Source organism: Flavobacterium cutihirudinis (assembly GCF_003385895.1).
GTDB classification, from domain to species: Bacteria; Bacteroidota; Bacteroidia; order Flavobacteriales; family Flavobacteriaceae; genus Flavobacterium; species Flavobacterium cutihirudinis.
Window position 1 is genome coordinate 68522 of sequence record NZ_QRDQ01000013.1, and the last position, 17346, is coordinate 85867.

Below are 17346 nucleotides of genomic sequence, written 5' to 3' on the forward strand. Positions count from 1 at the left end.
ATACTTGATCTTTTTTTAAACACATAGAAACATAGACTTTATATATAAATGAAGTTGACTAAAAGAAACTAGTTTCTAACACATAGCCAACTATGTTTATTTTAAACAAGTGAAACGCCTTTTTTCAGCACCAAAAATCTATGTTTCTATGTGTTAAAAATTGTATCCAAAAGGCTGATTGTTAAAGAATCAACTCAAAAAAATTAGATAAAAAAATGTCATCTCCTTTTCTGGAGATGACATTTTAAAATTTAGTATTAGTTTGTCAGGAATCCTCCGTGACCTCTGTATAATTTAATTGGTGCATCTAAAGTAACTTTAATGCAAGTCACATATTTATCAATTGCAGTCTCTGGTAAATCAATGTAAACCAATCCCGGAACTGCACTCCAAGAAATTTTTCCTACCACTTTATGAGTCAGTTTTACATTTGAACCCAAAACTGTAATATCCTGAATTTTATTATCAAGACCTTTCAACATTAATTGACCTGAAGTTTTTCCGTGAACAAATAAATAAAGTGTTTTTGAATCTTTCGAAAGTGTTGTTGGTCCATAAAAATGCCCCATCGGAATTCCAGGAACTGTTCCAAAAATACCTTCTCCATTTCTTCTGTTCCAATCACCTAGTTCTTTTAGCGTTGACACAACCGTTTCAGGATAAGTTCCATCAGGTTTTGGTCCGATGTCAAGTAATAAGTTTCCACCGTTTGAAACTGCGTCTACAAAAATCGTTACGATTTCGTAAGGTGTTTTCCAATTGTTATCGCTCACACGGTAACCCCAGTTTTCATTCATTGTCATACACAATTCCCACCATTTGAACGCTGGACGCACTACTGGGAAATTTTGTTCCGGAGTATCATAATCGCCATAACCTTGCAAACGTCCGTTGATAATTGTGTTCGGATTTCTGTCCAACATCATTTTACGAGTTTTCTCAGCTTGCCATTCTTCTGCGCTATGTTCCCAATCGCCATCAAACCACCATAAATCCGGATTGTACCAATCTGAAATTTCTTTGATTTGACCTTGGAAGAATTTTTGAAAACGCTCCCAACGTGCTGGTTCTTTTTTAATATCGTAACGTGCTTTATCTTTCAAAAAGCCCGGATAATCGTTATGTGTCCAATCGATTAATGAAAAATAAGCACCACATTTTACATCTCTTTTGCGTAGTTCTTCAAAAAATGGCTTCACCATATCTTTCTTTGCAGGACACGTTTTTACAGAACTTAGTTTCCCTAGTTTCGTATCATACATTGCCACACCATCATGATGTTTTGTCGTGATTACAGCATATTTTGCACCAGAATCTTTGATCATATCTGCCCATGCTGCAGGATCATATTTACTTAATGTGTAACCTTTTTGTTGTTTCATATAATCTTCAACAGAAATTTTTCCGTTGTGAAAACTCCAAGATTCAGAAACGTCAGCAACAGAATAGATTCCGGCGTGAATGAAGATTCCTAGTTTAGCATCTTCAAACCATTTCATTTTTTCGGCAATATCTTTTGCTTCAATTTTGTTTTGCGAATAGCCTGCGATAGTTGTACCAAGTACTAAAATCGCTAAGATTATCTTTTTGGTCATTTTGTTTGTTTTTATTATAGTTTATTATTTAATCATGATTGTTGTTGCAGCAGCTTGCAATCCTTCACTTTGTGCTTTTACAGTAAATTGCCCTTTTTGATCTTTTTTAGCTTTTACGATAACTAAAACTTTCCCGTTATAAGCTGGTCTTTCCGTACTTTGGAAAGGCACAAAACTTGTTGCATCTCCATTATCAGTTGCTACTATTTCTCCGGCTCCTTCAATTGAAAACTTAACCAATGGATTTGAACGAGGAACAACCAAACCATTTTTATCAGTGATATCAACTGTTACGAAAACCAAATCAACATCGTCTGCAAAAACCGTTTTACGATCAGCTGACATTTTTAAGTTTGCAGCAGTTCCTGTTGTTTTCACAATATCTATTGCCCAAATTTTCCCATTCTTATAACAAACCACTTTTAGTTCTCCCGGCGTATAAACTACATCGTCCCACGCTAAACGGAAATCTTGTCCTTTTACCATTTTCTTTCTTCCAAGGCTTTTTCCGTTAAGGAATAATTCACCTTCATCTCCTGAAGTATAAACGTGAACAGGCACGACTTGACCTTTACGTTCGCTCCAATTCCAATGTGGCAAAATATGTGCTGTAGGAACATCAGGTCTCCAGTGTGATTTGTAGCTGTAGTAGCGATCTTTTGGGAAACCAGCTAAATCAATAATACCGAAATAACTGCTTCTTGAAGGTGGATTGCTTTTTTGTAATTCAGCCAATTTAGCTTCCAATTCTTTTTGTTTTGATGGATCTGTTCTAAAATTCAGCAAATTGGTTTCGTCTGAATTATATGGTGTTGGTTCTCCCAAATAATCAAAACCGGTCCAAACATATTCTCCCAATAAATGCGGATATTTTGCATTGGTGCGAAACTGAGTATCTGGAGAGCAACCCCAACCCGGAAATGCATCATCGTAAGATGAAATCTGCCAGGTCGTTTTATTGAATTTATCATCAAAGAAATATTCGCCACGAGAACTTACTGTTGAAGCTGTTTCACTTCCAAGCGTTGGTTTTTTCTCATATCTCGGATCTACATCCCATTTTGGCTGTTGATCAAAAAAGTAATTTACTCCCATGATATCCAATGCTACAACTGCTCCGGAACTTCTTCCGCCGTCAGGATCGTTGTATCCGTTTGAAACTGGACGCGTTGGGTCTTCTCTACGCATAATATCTGCCAATTCTTTTGTCAGCTTAACATTTTGCTGATCCGGAACTTCATTTCCAATTGACCAGATGAACACCGAAGGATGATTTCTGTCTCTATGTACCAAAGCCATTAAATCTTTTTCATGCCATTCATCAAAAATCACGTTATAATCTAATTTTTTCTTTCCGATTTTCCAGGCATCAAAAGCTTCGTCCCACACTAAGAATCCCATTTTATCAGCCAGTTCCAATAATTCCGGAGCTGGAGGATTGTGTGAAGTTCGCAACGAATTACATCCCATTTCTTTCAACATAACCAATTGTCTTTTCAATGCCGAAGTATTAATTGCGGCACCTAAAGCTCCTAAATCATGGTGATTGCAAGTTCCGAAAATCTCGACTCTTTTTCCGTTTAAAAGGAATCCGTTTCTTGGTGTAAACTCGATTGTACGAATACCAAATGGAGTATTGTAAGTATCTACAACTTTTCCGTCAACGCTAACTTTAGTTTGCGCGACATAACGATTCGGCGTTTTTAAATCCCATAATTTAGGATTATTTAAAATCGAATGCGTTTCTGCTTCTTCTGTTGTATTTGGTTTGATTTCTAAAGTGGAAACTATTAATGAACCTGCTTTTACAGTCGGTTTATTATCAATATCCATTTCATATAAATCGGTTGTTACAACTGCTTTAACTGTTTTATTTGTCGCGTTATCAACCTTAACCAAAACTTTTATCGCTGCTTCTTCTTTGGTAATATTTGGAGTTGTAATATAAGTTCCCCAATGTCCAACATGCACCGGATTTGTTTTTACCAGCCATACATGACGATAAATACCAGCTCCCGGATACCAACGAGAATCCCAGTTTTCTGTATCCAGACGAACCGCTAAAACATTTTCTTCTCCAAATTTTAAAAATGGTGTCAAATTCATGCGGAAAGAATTGTAACCGTATGGCCAGGTTCCAACATAATTTCCGTTTAAATAAATTTTGGCATTTGCCATAGCACCGTCAAAATCAACAAAAATCTGTTTTCCAGCATCTGACGCAGGAACAGTAAAATGTTTTCGGTACCAACCAATTCCTCTCCAAGGTAATTTTCCTGTTTCTCCTCGAAGTTCGATTCTAAAAGGTCCTTTGATGGCCCAATCGTGTGGCACATTTAGTTTTTCCCAAAAAGCTTCATTAGTCGAAACTGCTTCTAAGTTTTTTGGTTCTTCTTTGATTAATCCGTCAGCCTGAAGTCCGAAACGTGAAAAAACCCAATTATCATCAAAAGACTCTGTATCGGCCGAGCCCATTCTTTTTATTGCTTTTTGCTGAGAAAAACCAGAAAAACCTATCGTTAAACAGAGAAGTAAAGCGAAATTATGGTTTATTGAAAACATCTTTTTGCTCATTTTTTTATTTATTTTGTTTTAGTTTGCTTTAGTTTTACTTGGCTTTGCTTAAAAAGAAAAACATTAGCCATTTAAAAATCAATTATTAAACATTCCAATTAAGATCCTACCTCATTGAAATTTTCTCCATGTTGAAAGTTGCAATTTTTGGTTTCCAACTGGTATTAAATGTGTTGTTTTTGATTACTACATTTTTGCATGCAGTAAGTTTAAAAGTTTCTTCGTTTGAATTTTCCATCAAACTGGACTGATTAATGGTATTATTCGAAAAAAGCAATCCATCCGTCGAGCGTGCTGACAAGATCTGTTTATCAAAAACTTTAAATGTATTTTCCAAAATTTTGATATTATGATGTACATAATATCCTTTTACTAATTCATGATTTTCAGGAGCAATATTGATAACTGTACCCGAATTATAGGCACATTCTTCAAAAGTATTATTGCGAATTATAACATTGTTAACTGCACCTGACTCAAACCAGCTTGATGCATCGTTTGCAATCAAAATGGCATGCATTCCTGTTTTATAAAAAATATTGTTTTCTATCACAATTTTTCGTCGTGTTGTCAACAACAATCCTCTTGTATTGGTGCGTTCAAATCTTGAATTTCGAATCGTAACTTCTGGTGTCCATGTTAGGTTTTCAATTACATCGCCTACTTTTATTTTTTCTGAAATTTCATTTTCCAAAGTCAATTCCATTTCTTTTTTACTAATCAGTTTTGCCGATTTTAGTTTACCAAAAACAATTGGTTTCAAAGTTTGCGGACTTACAAAACTGATGCTGTCTCCAGCAAAAAAAGCTTCAAAACCATATGTCTGATGGTGCATGAATTGTACTTTTATTTTCTTGTTTCCAGCTATTTCAGTAATTTTCAAATGCGTACCATGTACATTTATTGGATCATCATGTGCTCCGGATGTTTTGCAATCGGTAACTAAAATTTTCCCTTTACAACCTGAAAAATGAAAACAATCCGCAAAAGAAGCAATCACACGTCCCGAATTTTCGCGAGGTGCCACTACAACTTTTGAAAGTGTTATATTTTCGGCAAACTGAGAAACAATTCCTAAGCCGTGCATGAAATGCATTTTTACATTAGACAACACAACATCTTTACTTAATGTGATAAATCCGCCGCAATTATCGCGATAGGTATCCCGAATAGTAAGAACATCACCAACATTATATTTTACTTTCGTAAAATCGCCTTCAAACAAAACATCTCTGTTTTCCTGCTGAATTGCTTTTGATTTCAAAAAAGGTTCAAATGAGGAATAATGCATTCTGTTTTGCTGATCCAGTGCAATTGTATGATGAGAATTGCTTTTCCAGCCTTCGCCATAAAAACCAATTTTTCCGTTTTCGATAAAATACCTAGAATCGGGATGTATTTTTAATTTTACTGAAGAAGGAGAAACTGAAACAATCGTTGCCTCTGACATTGTTGGTCTTTCATAATCAAATTGAAGATTCTTAATTTGAATATTTTCGCAATTGAACAAGGCAAACGAAATCATTTTTCCGTGTAAAACGACCAAAGTATTGTTTCCGTCTAAAGTCACATTTTTTAAATGATCGAAGAAAAAACCAATGTTTTTAATCTTTGATAAAGTATCGCTTTCCGTCGCATTCGAAATGTAAATTTCTTTTTTAACCGAATCTTCCGGCCACAAATCAATTCTTCCGCCAGGCAATTGTACAACTACATTTTGTTTACCTGAACATTTTTTTAATGCTTCAGAAATTCCTTTACTGGCATTTTGATAACTGTTGGATTTCACGCCAAATTGCGTCACTTTTATAGTATCGGCAATCTGAGCAGAAACATTTACTGCCAGCAGAAAAAATAAAAAGAGTAAGAACGTTTTTTTGTACAGTTTCATCTTAATTTTTGATTCTTATATAATCATTAAATTATAATGAACGATCCAAATGTGTATAACCTCCATCTACATAAATCAATTGACCTGTTGTGTGGCTTGATCTGTCAGACAATAAGAATACTGCCATATTTGCAATTTCTTCAGCCGTTGTCATTCTGTTCTCAAACGGAATTTTTGCTGTAATTTCTTTTAATTTTTGCTCCGGATTTTCAAGTGTATTGATCCAAGCGTCGTATAATGGCGTATAACATTCGGCCACAATTACGGCATTTACACGTATTCCGTATTTCAGTAATTCAACAGCCCATTCACGGGTTAACGCATTACGTCCGCCGTTTGAAGCAGCATATGCTGATGTATTTCCTTGTCCGGTATCAGCCGTTTTTGAACCAATATTTACAATCGCTCCTTTTGTTTTCTTCAACTCAGGCAAAGCATGTTGCGCCATTAAATAATAATGCACCAGATTTTTATGAACCGAAGCCATGAACTTTTCATAATCGCCGCTTTCCAAACCAACACCATCATTTACGCCGGCATTATTAATCAGTCCATCGATTCTTCCGCATAGCGTAACGACCTGTTCAACAGCATTTTTGCAAGCTTCAGGATTGGTAAGTTCAGCAACAACGGCTAATGCTTTTCCTCCTTCTGCTTCTATTTCTTTGATTGCTTTTTGATTATCTGCGTCAGATCTTCCAATAATTACCGGAACAGCACCTTCACCAGCCAAAACCTTACAGATTCCAAATCCGATTCCTTTTGCACCGCCGGTTACGATAATTATTTTGTTACTAAGATTAAGATTCATTTTGTATTCTATTTAAATTAGATAGTTTACTTGACCGAGAGCACTTTTAAACGCGCGGCCAAATAGTGGTTATTTTTGTAAATGATAAAAACGTATGGCATTTTCGCTCCAGAATTTATCCTGATCTGTTTTTGAAAATTTCGAAAAATATTCTTCCACAATTTCACATGATTCAGCGTAAGAAGCCGCAAGTAAACTCACAGGCCAATCACTGCCAAACATTAGACGGTCAATTCCAAAAACCTCTGTAACAACATCTAAACAATGCGTAAAGTCTGCTGTAGTCCAATTATTCCAGTCGGCTTCTGTTACCAGGCCTGATACCTTGCACATTACGTTTGGAAATTTCGCAATAGCGCGGATTCCGCTTTCCCAATCTGTAAATTCTTTATTTTTAAAATCCGGTTTTGCTAAGTGATCAATAACAAACTTTTGCTCCGGAAATTTTGCCACAAGTTTTGCCGCATTTTCCAGATGTTTCGGAAAAATCAAAATATCATAAGTGAAATTATGCTTCGCTAATTGCGAAATTCCTTCCTGAAATTTTGACTGCAGCATAAAATCAATATCGGCTTCAGCCTGAATAATATGTCTGAAACCTTTTAATTTTTCAAATTTGCTATAATATTGTAAACGCTCTTCAATAGCATCTGCGCGTAAATCTATCCAGCCCACAACTCCTTTTATAAAAGGATTGTCTTTGGCTAAATCCAAAAGAAAAATTGTCTCTTCTTCACTTTGATCCGCCTGAACAGCCACACAGCCGCCAAATTGATTTTCCAATAATAACGGTTTCAAATCGGCAGGCAAAAAATCGCGCTTGATTACTTTCATTCTGTCTGTAATCCAGGCATCCTTCACTGGGTGGAATTTCCAAAAATGTTGGTGGCTATCGATTTTCATGTAAATCAAAAATTTTATCCATCATCATCCATTTTTCTCCTTCTTTTGCCCATGGCAATGCTTTCTGGTATTTCCACATCAACTCCTCCCATTTCTGAACTACAGGATTATTCGCATCCATTTCGCCTTTTCTTTCGAAAGTAAACGTTTCATTGGCTTCGATAATCATAAACAATCTGTTTCCAACACAATAAATATCAAGGTTTTCAATTCCTGAATTTGCAATGCTTTCTGTAATTTCCGGCCAGATTTTTTCATGATATTTTTTATATTCCGCTATTAAAACCGAATCATCATTTAAATCTAATGCAAGACAATATTTTTGAGTTACCATACTATTTTATTTAAATTTTAAGGTTGAAACCTAAAATTACTTATTATCGTTTAAAAAACAATTCCAATCCGGGATTAGAAAGTCTTATTTTGCCGTTACTTTTATAACTACTCCAGCTTGTTTTGCAAGCTCTGCGCGCAATGCTTTTGGAATCGCTACGCTAATTCCCCAATTTACATTTTTATAACTTAGCTTTTGTTTGCTTGCCAAAAGCGCCACATTTACTTTTCCTTTTAGATTGTTTTTTATAACAATTTCTGCAGGTATTTCTTTTTCATTTGGCTGTGGAAGATAAATTCCGAAAATGCTTTTTTCTCCTTTTGAAGTATAATACAGATTACCTTCAGAATAAGGTGCAATAGGTTTTGTAGCATAAATAGCGTCTCCGTTTACATCAAGCCATTTTCCCACTTCGGCTAACGCTTGCTGAATTTTTGGCTCAAAATCACCTTTTCCGTCAGGGCCAACACCAAGCAGTAAATTTCCGCCTTTAGCGACAATACCAGTTAATAACTGAATCACTTCTTTTCCGGATTTGTACTTGTCATTTGGCACCCAACCCCAGTCATTACCGAGCGTTACACAGCTTTCCCATGGCACCGGAATTGGTTTTTCAAGTACTTTTCGCTCCGGCGTAAGATAATCTTCATATTCTCCAGGAACCCAACGATCTACTACAATAAGTCCCGGTTGTTTTTTACGCGCCGTTTCAGAAATCAATTTCATGTCGATATCCAGATTCTGACGACCTTTTTTACCAGCTTGTTTTGGATCTGAAGGACGAACCCAACCACCATCCAGCCAAAGTATATCTACCTTTCCGTAATTGGTAGTCAATTCATCCAATTGATTTTGTGTGTATTTTACAAAATTCTGCCATCTTTCAGGATGTGCTTTAATATCGTAGTTTGGATTTCTATCTTTTGGAGGATAATATTTCCACCAAAAATCCTGTGATGTCCAGTCAGGTTTCGAAAAGTAAATTCCAACAGACAAACCTTCTTTACGCGATGCATCCAAAACGTTTTTCAATACGTCCGGTTTTGGATTCTTGGCATTAGGTAAATTTGGATTTGTAATTTTAAAGTCTGTAAATTTCGAATCATACATACAAAATCCATCGTGGTGTTTCGAAGTAAAAATCATATACTTCGCTCCGGCGCTTTTGAACATTTTCGCCCATTTTTCAGCATCCAGATTTACCGGATTTAAGCTGAATCGCGCGCCACGATAATCAGATGCAAACGAATCATAATCGTCATAACCGTTTCGGGTAACCCAATCTTCAGGCGCCAATCCCCAAGATTCACAAATTCCCAATTGACTATACAATCCCATATGAATTAAAACACCAAATTTATAATCCTGCCATTTGGCTAAGTTTTCTTTTACCGCTTTATCTTTTGGTCCTATATAAGTATCTCCGGGTGTTTTTTCGTTTTCAGGCATAATATCGCCCTGAGCATAAGACAGCGTTCCGGCGGCAAAACAACAAACTGAGAGTATTAATTTTATTCTGCTTTTCATATTTTTATTTGATACCTATTTATAAGTATACTTTAAAAAGGAGTTAATAATTTCAATCTTTAATCTTACAAGTTATTAACTAAATCGTTTTATATATTTGGATATAGTTTTTTAAGTAATCTTAAAAAAATAAAATTATTGCATTATAATCTTTTATCTTAGCTCAAAATTATCATTAATTAAGCATTTATTATCTTTATAATTAATTTCACAAAAAAGCAGACAATTAGTAGCCTTTTTAGGAATAAATTATTGGATAAGAAAATATAATACGCTTCTTAAATGAAAAATTTAAAAAGCCTTTTTTGATTCTGAGCAAAATATGATGCAGATTTCAGTACAATTCTGATTTATTAAAAACATTTTAAGTCAGTATTATTGAGACAGATATCTTCAGAAAACTGAACTTTACACCAAAGCGTTTTTACGATATTCCTTAGGCGTGGTGCCTATTAATTTTTTGAAAAGTTTATTGAAGTTTGATGCCGTTTTGTAACCACATTCGTAAGCAATTTCAGAAATGCCCAAATCTGTTTCAATTAGATATTTGCATGCATTTGCAACCCTAATTTCATTTAGATATTCCACAAAAGGTTTTTTGGTTTTGGCTTTAAACATTCTACAGAATGACGTTGGTGTCAGATTTGCGATTTTCGAGATTTCATCAAGAGAAATTTCTTCCTTATAATTCGACTTTACGTATTTAAAAACCTCAGCAAGGCGATCACTTTTGTTATCCTCATTAACTGGTACGTATGAGTTATCATTTATATATTTAAGGTCTTTGCTTTTTGACAAAAGAAACAAGATTTCAATAAGTCCCATTACTACTTCAAAACCTTTCTTTTTTAGCAATTTGCCCATTTTTTTTGCAATCATTGCGTTTGTTTCTCCTGTAATAGAAACACCTTTTATAGCCTGCGAGAAAAACTTTTTTACTTCTTGTGCTTCCGGAAGTTCATAAAAAGAATTCCCAAAAAGATCTCTGCTAAAATAAATTACAATGGCTTTTGCTTTAAGACTGTTTATTCCTTTATAAAAAATTTCATCATTTAGCCAAACATGCGGGATATCATCTCCAAGGAAAACCATGTCACCAGCTTCAAAAGATTCGACAGAGTTTCCTATAATTCTTTTGCCGTGACTTTCTAATATATAAACCAACTCAAATTCCGGATGCGAATGAAAAGGAGACTGAAAAAACGACTCTTCACGAGAAAATACAGATAGCGATGTATTTGTATAAGAAGCGATAGTGGTTTTAACGATTTTCATTTTCAGAATAATAATGATAATTAATAATTAAATAATGATAAAATTGAATTAATTACTAAATTGATTTAGATATAATTTTAATTTCCCCAAAAAACAAAAATAACAAAAAATGTGTACGACAACACTAAATCGTTTTATGGTGATAAAAAAAATCAGAAACAAGTCGTTTTTGTCTCTCATTTAGAACCAAAAAATATCTTTAATTTTTATTCCAAAAGTCCCGAAAACAGGCTAAAAATGGCAAAATTTAAAGATAAAATCGAATTGTTTTTTTGAAAAAAAGGACAGAATTGAATTAATAAGTGATTTCTCAAAAATGAACTTCTCTCAATTCACGATCAATACTGTAAAATGTGTTTAAACAAAAATTAAAAACATTTTTTGAAACTCTGCTAAACCATTTTTTTATTCTAAACTTAAAAATTATTTAACCACAGTTTAATTGAAAGTAGCGGAATAAAAACCAAAACTAATAAAAATGAAAAAACAACTTTTGATTTTCCTGATTGCGCTCAGCACAAATTTGAATGCACAGACAAAAACCACCGGAAATGTCGTAGAATATTTTGGCAAAGAAAAAATCGTAACAACCGCAGAAGGAAGTGTTCTTCATCAGTTTAGCGAAGGATATTTTCTTCCTGCTGATAAAAAAAGCGGTACACTTTTTAACGGACAAGATCCGATAGCGTGGCAATATGCCGTTGGAAAATTTGCCAATCCAAACAAACAAAAAACAGACTGGCAACCTATAAAAGTGGATTCAGTAGGGGTTTTTAGCGGGAAGAACCTCAGATCTGCTTTTCTTTTTACAGAATATAATTCGCCAAAAGAAGAAATTGTACTTCTTGAAACCACCGGCGGAACGCGCACCTACATAAATGGTATGCCTCATGAAGGTGATCATTATGATTTTGGTTATACGCTTATTCCGTTTAAACTTCGTAAAGGAACAAACGAATTTATTTATACAAAAGGACGTTTTGGTCGAGTAAAATCAAAAATTATTACGCTTTCAAAAAACATTCAGTTTACCAAACGCGACATGACGCTGCCGGATGTTATAAATGGTGAAAAAGATGAAAAATGGGCTTCTGTTCGTGTGATCAATGCAACCGAAAAAGATTTAAAAAACCTTGTAATTACTGCAAAATTATCCAGCGGCGAAACGGCTTCATATGCAACTGATGCTATTATGCCGTTATTTGTGAGAAAAGTAAAATTTAAAATTCCGGCTGCAAAAAACGACTTTAGCGGCGAATTAAAAGTAGAACTTACACTAACAGACAAAAGCGGAAAAGTACTTGATAAAACCGAATTTCCAATTCAGCAACGCTCTGCTACTGTTCATCACGAGCGTACTTTTCTAAGCAAAGTTGACAACAGCGTACAATATTATAGCATTGCTCCTGCTTTAGGAACTGGACCAAAAGCGTTAGTTTTATCCGTCCACGGTGCTTCTGTTGAAGCCAGAAATCAGTCGCGCGCTTACAAACAAAAAGACTGGGTAACAATTGTTGCCGCTACAAACCGTCGTCCTTTTGGATTTAACTGGGAAGATTGGGGAAGAATTGATGCATTGGAAGTTTTAGAAGAGGCAAAAAAAGTTTTCCAGACAATTCCTGATCAAACATATTTAACGGGTCACTCAATGGGTGGTCACGGAACTTGGTTTTTAGGAACTACCTATCCTGGAAAATTTGCTGCGATTGCTCCATGCGCTTCTTATCCTGACATTTCTACTTACGGATTTGATAAAGGTGACGAAATGCACGACATGTTCAAAGCTTACGAACCGATCAAACGTTCTGCAAATTCAGGGCGTGTAAAAAGCATTGTGCAAAACCTGAAACAAGCCGGAGTTTACATTCTTCACGGCGATGCCGATTCAACTGTGCCTATTTCTCAAGTTCGAGAAATGCGTCAGATTTTGGGAACTTTTCACCCAAATTTCTGCTATTATGAATATCCTGGCGGAGAACATTGGTATGGAGATCATTCTGTAGACTGGTTTCCGATTTTTGAATTTTTCAAACGCCAGACGATTCCGGCAAACAAAAATGTAAAAGAAATCGATTTTCATACCGCTACTCCAGCGGTTTCTGCCACAGACTATTGGGTTAAACTGCAGCAGCAAATTCTTCCTTTTGACTTTTCTAATATTACAGCAAAAATCGACAAAGAAGTAATTACCATTAAAACCAAAAACGTTTCGATAATGGAACTTGATTTGGCTTCATTAGAAATAAACAAAGAAATCACGATTACTATTGATGATCAAACACTAAAAACTCCTTCAGATAAAAAAGCAATTTTGGCCTTAAAAGATGGAAAATGGAGTGTAATCAATGAAATTAATACTGCCCAAAAATATGCAGAACGTCAGGGCGGTTTTAAATTTGCTTTTAATACAAATGTGGTATTCGTTTATGCGACAGGCGGTTCTGCACAGGAACGCGAATGGTACCAAAACAGAGCACGTTTTGATGCAGAAACTTTCTACTATAGAGGTAACGGAAGCATTGATATTATTACAGATAAGGAATTTTCATTGGAAAAATACAAAGACAGAAACGTTATTATTTACGGAAATGCGTCGAACAATAGCGCATGGAAATTATTGTTGAAAAACTCCCCTATTCAAATCGACAATCAGCAGGTAAAAATTGATACTAAAACATTAAAAGGCGATGATTTGGCTGCATATTTTGTAGTTCCAAGAACGGATAGTAAAATTGCAATGGTAGGTGTTGTGGCTGGAACTTCGGAAAAAGGAATGAAGGCAACTTGGGCCAACAATTACATTTCCGGAATTACAGGTTTCCCTGATGTAATGATTTTTAAAGCTAATTTGCTATTAAACGGCTTACCGGATATGAAAGTAACTGGTTTCTTTGATAATGACTGGTCTGCTAAGACTTTGGAATTTTATAATTAAAAAACTATGGAATTACAGAGAAAAATAGTTTTTGGTTTTGCAGCTTTTACTGTAGGTTTTTCTGGTCTGGCGCAGAAGAATGACAAAAAGTTTCCTGATGTATCTAAATTTCCGGTTTTAGAAAACAAAACAGAAGCAGCAGCAACCAGCGATTGGCTTATTACACCAATAAAATCTAAGGCTGATATATACACAAGTCCGGACAAAAAATCAATTATTTTGTACAATGGTTTGGTTAGAAGATCTTTTAGGATTTCTCCAAATGTTGCTTGTATTGATTACACTAATCTGACAAATGATAATCAATTGCTTAGAGCGGTTAAACCGGAAGCAAAAATTAAAATTGACGGAAAAGAATATGCCGTAGGAGGATTAATTGGACAAAAAGAAAATGCTTATTTATTGCCGGAATGGGTCGATAAAATGCAAGTTGGAAAAGATGATTTCGTTTTTGTAGATTATACCATTTCAGCTATTAAACCTTATCTAAATTGGAAATCGACGAATTGGTCAACAAACAAAAAACAAGCAACCGGAAAACTTCTTGTTTTTGAATATGCTTCGTCTGTACCAGAATTAAAAGGTTTGAAAGTAAAAGTAAATTATGAATTGTATGATGGCTTGCCGCTGATCAACAAATCGGTTACTATTGAAAATTCTTCGCAAAAAACGTTTAAACTCGATAGAGTGATAAACGAGATTATTGGAATGGTCGAAGAACAAAGTGCCGTAGAAGGCGATCCTGAAAAAATGAGACGTCAGCACGGATTTTATATTGAAACCAATTACGCATTCAACAATTCGATGAGTTACGAACTGAGCGATCAGACTACACACTGGAAAAAAGATTCCCTATATACTTCTCAGGTGCATTATCAATATAAAACGCCTTGCTTATTGGAAGTTTATCCTGAAAAAGCACCAGGAATCGATTTAAAACCAGGAGAAACGTTTAATTCGGTTCGCAGCAATGAACTTCTGATTGATACTTACGACCGTCAGCGCAGAGGATTGATGATCAAAAAAATGTACCGAACTATTGCTCCATGGACAACTGAAAATCCAATTTTCATGCATTTGGTAAGTCAAAATGATGAACAGGTTCGCACGGCAATCGATCAATGTGCCTTAACAGGTTATGAAGCGCTGATTTTAAGTTTTGGAAGCCATTTAAATATGGAACTGGATACGCCTGAAAATCATCAAAAATGGAAAAAATTAGCCGATTACGCGCATGAAAAAGGAATAAAAATTGGCGGATATTCGCTCTTCAGCAGTCGAAGAATTAGTGATGAAGATGACGTAATCGATCCAAAAACCGGAAAACCGGGCGGTGCTTTTTTTGGAAATGCGCCCTGTTTTGGAAGTAAATGGGGATTGTCATACAGAGATCGTATCAAGAAATTCTTCGCAGAAACCAACTTTGACATTTGGGAAAATGACGGACCTTATCCGGGAGATGTTTGCGCTTCTACGACGCATCCCGGACACAAAAATCTGGATGATTCGCAATGGCGACAAATGGAGATTCAGAAAGATTTATATCGTTCACTAAATGAAAAAGGCGTTTATATAAATGCTCCCGATTGGTATTTCCTTGACGGAACACATAAAATTGCTTTAGGATATCGCGAAGTTAATTTTTCTCTTCCGAGAGAACAGCAACTTATCCTGAATCGCCAAAATATTCATGACGGAACAATTGAAAAATCGGCTTCAATGTCTTGGGGATTTGTTCCTTTGACAGCGTATCAGGGTGGCGATGCTTCGGCAGTTTTAGAACCGTTAAATGACCATTTGAAAGATTATGAACAATTGATGGTTCAATATTACGGCGCAGGCGTTCAGGCATGTTATCGCGGCCCGCGTTTGTACGATACAGACCGAACAAAAGAACTGGTAAAAACGACAATTAGTTGGTACAAAAAATACCGTGATATTCTAAATTCCGATATGATTCAGATACGTCGTGCAGATGGAAGAGATTGGGACGGATTTATACATGTTAATCCTTCTTTAAAACAAAAAGGTTTTATTATGCTTTATAATCCAACTAAAGAAAAAATAATCAAAACCATTAAAATACCATTGTATTATACCGGTCTTACCGATAAAGCAATGATTCGCGAAAAAGAAGGTGCATCAAAAAACTATACGATCAATCGTAATTATGAAGTCGAATTACCCGTTACAATAGAAGCTGAAAGTTACAATTGGTACGTTGTAGAGTAGTAAAAAATGATTTCAAAAACAAAAAATTGAATTCAAAACTTCACTGTTGCGATAATTTTACTAATACGATTTAGTATTTCAATAAAAACACTTACTTTTAACAAAAAAAGACAGAATATCAAACAAATACCACTACTTCTTTAGAAAATTCAATCTTTTGAAATTGTGTTATTTACAAGCAAAAAAACAAACTACTTTCTGATTGAATCAATCAGATTAAATAAAAAAGGACATGACAAATCGTAGAAATTTTTTAAAAACAACTGCAATCGCATCGGCTGCTGTTGTATTGAATTCTTTCACCGGAAATGCGGAAGAAATTAGAGAGGAACAAAATGAACTTCCGGAAGGAAAAGTTAGAAAACCAATCGTGCTTTCAACATGGCGTTTTGGCCTACAGGCAAATGAAGCGGCTTGGGAAGTATTAAAAAATGGCGGAAGAGCACTTGACGCGGTAGAAGCCGGAGTAAAAGTACCAGAAGCCGATCCTAAAGAAAGAAGTGTGGGTTACGGAGGAAGACCAGATCGCGACGGACGTGTAACTCTGGACGCCTGTATCATGGACGAAATGTCGAATATTGGTTCTGTTGGTTGTCTTGAACATATCAAACACCCGATATCTGTAGCGCGCGCCGTGATGGAAAAAACACCTCACGTAATGTTGGTTGGAGATGGAGCACTTCAATTTGCTTTGTCTCAAGGTTTTCAGAAAGAAAATTTATTGGTGCCGGATTCAGAAAGAGAATGGAAAGAATGGCTAAAAACTTCAGAATATAAACCGATTGCTAATATCGAAAATCACGATACTATTGGAATGATTGCTTTGGATGCTGCAGGAAACCTTTCTGGTGCTTGTACCACCAGCGGAATGGCTTTCAAAATGCATGGTCGTCTTGGAGACTCTCCTATTATTGGTGCCGGTTTGTATGTTGACAACGAGATTGGAGCTGCAACGGCAACCGGACATGGTGAAGAAGTAATCAGAATCGCTGGATGTCATTTAGTTGTAGAATTAATGCGTCAGGGAAGATCTCCTCAAAAAGCTTGTGAAGAGGCTGTACAAAGAGTGGTTAAATTGATGAAAAACAGAAACAAAAACCTTAAAGATATTCAGGTTGGCTTTATTGCTTTGAACAAAAAAGGTGATTACGGTTCTTACTGTGTTCAGAGTGGTTTTAACTATGCTGTTTACGACGAAACCGGAAACCGACTAATTGATCCTGATTTTTATATCAAGTAATCAACAGTCCCTAACATCAATAAAGATTT

11 protein-coding genes are annotated in these 17346 nt (G+C 35.5%); 3 read left to right on the plus strand and 8 right to left on the minus strand.

The genetic code is table 11. The annotated features are described in order from the left end of the window. Nucleotides 1–257: 257 nt before the first annotated feature. The 8 genes from BD847_RS19810 to BD847_RS19845 all read right to left on the minus strand — a co-directional run bounded on the left by BD847_RS19810 (nucleotide 258) and on the right by BD847_RS19845 (nucleotide 10910). Entirely contained in the window at nucleotides 258–1595 is a 1338-nt protein-coding gene (locus BD847_RS19810) for an alpha-L-fucosidase (protein WP_115889981.1), read from the minus strand. A 24-nt stretch (nucleotides 1596–1619) separates the two neighbouring features. Then, nucleotides 1620–4157, minus strand: coding sequence for a beta-galactosidase GalB (galB, locus tag BD847_RS19815; RefSeq protein ID WP_115889982.1), 2538 nt, complete (start codon nucleotides 4155–4157; stop codon nucleotides 1620–1622). Nucleotides 4158–4275: 118 nt separating this feature from the next. Then, nucleotides 4276–6060, minus strand: a complete 1785-nt coding sequence (locus BD847_RS19820; RefSeq protein WP_115889983.1) for a right-handed parallel beta-helix repeat-containing protein — start codon at nucleotides 6058–6060, stop codon at nucleotides 4276–4278. Between the two features lie 31 nt (nucleotides 6061–6091). Further along, nucleotides 6092–6871 carry an L-fucose dehydrogenase gene (locus tag BD847_RS19825; RefSeq protein ID WP_115889984.1) on the minus strand — a complete coding sequence of 260 codons (780 nt, stop codon included), beginning with the start codon at nucleotides 6869–6871 and terminating at the stop codon, nucleotides 6092–6094. A 69-nt stretch (nucleotides 6872–6940) separates the two neighbouring features. Next, nucleotides 6941–7774, minus strand: a complete 834-nt coding sequence (locus BD847_RS19830) for an amidohydrolase family protein (protein WP_115889985.1) — start codon at nucleotides 7772–7774, stop codon at nucleotides 6941–6943. Then, nucleotides 7761–8108, minus strand: coding sequence for an L-rhamnose mutarotase (locus BD847_RS19835; protein ID WP_115889986.1), 348 nt, complete (start codon nucleotides 8106–8108; stop codon nucleotides 7761–7763). The genes BD847_RS19830 and BD847_RS19835 overlap by 14 nt, the downstream gene beginning before the upstream one ends. An 84-nt stretch (nucleotides 8109–8192) precedes the next feature. Then, nucleotides 8193–9635, minus strand: a complete 1443-nt coding sequence (locus tag BD847_RS19840) for an alpha-L-fucosidase (RefSeq protein ID WP_208641819.1) — start codon at nucleotides 9633–9635, stop codon at nucleotides 8193–8195. Nucleotides 9636–10043: 408 nt separating this feature from the next. Beyond that, the gene (locus BD847_RS19845) at nucleotides 10044–10910 is read right to left on the minus strand and encodes an AraC family transcriptional regulator (protein ID WP_115889987.1); all 867 of its coding nucleotides are present in this window, start codon (nucleotides 10908–10910) and stop codon (nucleotides 10044–10046) included. 478 nt (nucleotides 10911–11388) lie between these two features. On the opposite strand from BD847_RS19845, the gene BD847_RS19850 reads away from it, so the two are divergent. From BD847_RS19850 to BD847_RS19860, 3 genes are all read left to right on the plus strand, one after another. Beyond that, nucleotides 11389–13845, plus strand: coding sequence for a carboxylesterase family protein (locus BD847_RS19850; RefSeq protein ID WP_115889988.1), 2457 nt, complete (start codon nucleotides 11389–11391; stop codon nucleotides 13843–13845). Nucleotides 13846–13851: 6 nt separating this feature from the next. Then, nucleotides 13852–16077 carry an alpha-galactosidase gene (locus BD847_RS19855; RefSeq protein ID WP_208641820.1) on the plus strand — a complete coding sequence of 742 codons (2226 nt, stop codon included), beginning with the start codon at nucleotides 13852–13854 and terminating at the stop codon, nucleotides 16075–16077. A 232-nt stretch (nucleotides 16078–16309) separates the two neighbouring features. After that, nucleotides 16310–17317 (plus strand): isoaspartyl peptidase/L-asparaginase family protein, encoded by a 1008-nt coding sequence (locus BD847_RS19860; RefSeq protein WP_115889989.1) that lies wholly within the window; start codon nucleotides 16310–16312, stop codon nucleotides 17315–17317. Nucleotides 17318–17346: the final 29 nt, after the last annotated feature.

Bases quoted from the DNA above. Each gene is read 5' to 3' on its own strand.
- BD847_RS19810 (WP_115889981.1), bottom strand. From the start codon at position 1,595: ATGACCAAAAAGATAATCTTAGCGATTTTAGTACTTGGTACAACTATC.
- galB (WP_115889982.1), bottom strand. From the start codon at position 4,157: ATGTTTTCAATAAACCATAATTTCGCTTTACTTCTCTGTTTAACGATA.
- BD847_RS19820 (WP_115889983.1), bottom strand. From the start codon at position 6,060: ATGAAACTGTACAAAAAAACGTTCTTACTCTTTTTATTTTTTCTGCTG.
- BD847_RS19825 (WP_115889984.1), bottom strand. From the start codon at position 6,871: ATGAATCTTAATCTTAGTAACAAAATAATTATCGTAACCGGCGGTGCA.
- BD847_RS19830 (WP_115889985.1), bottom strand. From the start codon at position 7,774: ATGAAAATCGATAGCCACCAACATTTTTGGAAATTCCACCCAGTGAAG.
- BD847_RS19835 (WP_115889986.1), bottom strand. From the start codon at position 8,108: ATGGTAACTCAAAAATATTGTCTTGCATTAGATTTAAATGATGATTCG.
- BD847_RS19840 (WP_208641819.1), bottom strand. From the start codon at position 9,635: ATGAAAAGCAGAATAAAATTAATACTCTCAGTTTGTTGTTTTGCCGCC.
- BD847_RS19845 (WP_115889987.1), bottom strand. From the start codon at position 10,910: ATGAAAATCGTTAAAACCACTATCGCTTCTTATACAAATACATCGCTA.
- BD847_RS19850 (WP_115889988.1), top strand. From the start codon at position 11,389: ATGAAAAAACAACTTTTGATTTTCCTGATTGCGCTCAGCACAAATTTG.
- BD847_RS19855 (WP_208641820.1), top strand. From the start codon at position 13,852: ATGGAATTACAGAGAAAAATAGTTTTTGGTTTTGCAGCTTTTACTGTA.
- BD847_RS19860 (WP_115889989.1), top strand. From the start codon at position 16,310: ATGACAAATCGTAGAAATTTTTTAAAAACAACTGCAATCGCATCGGCT.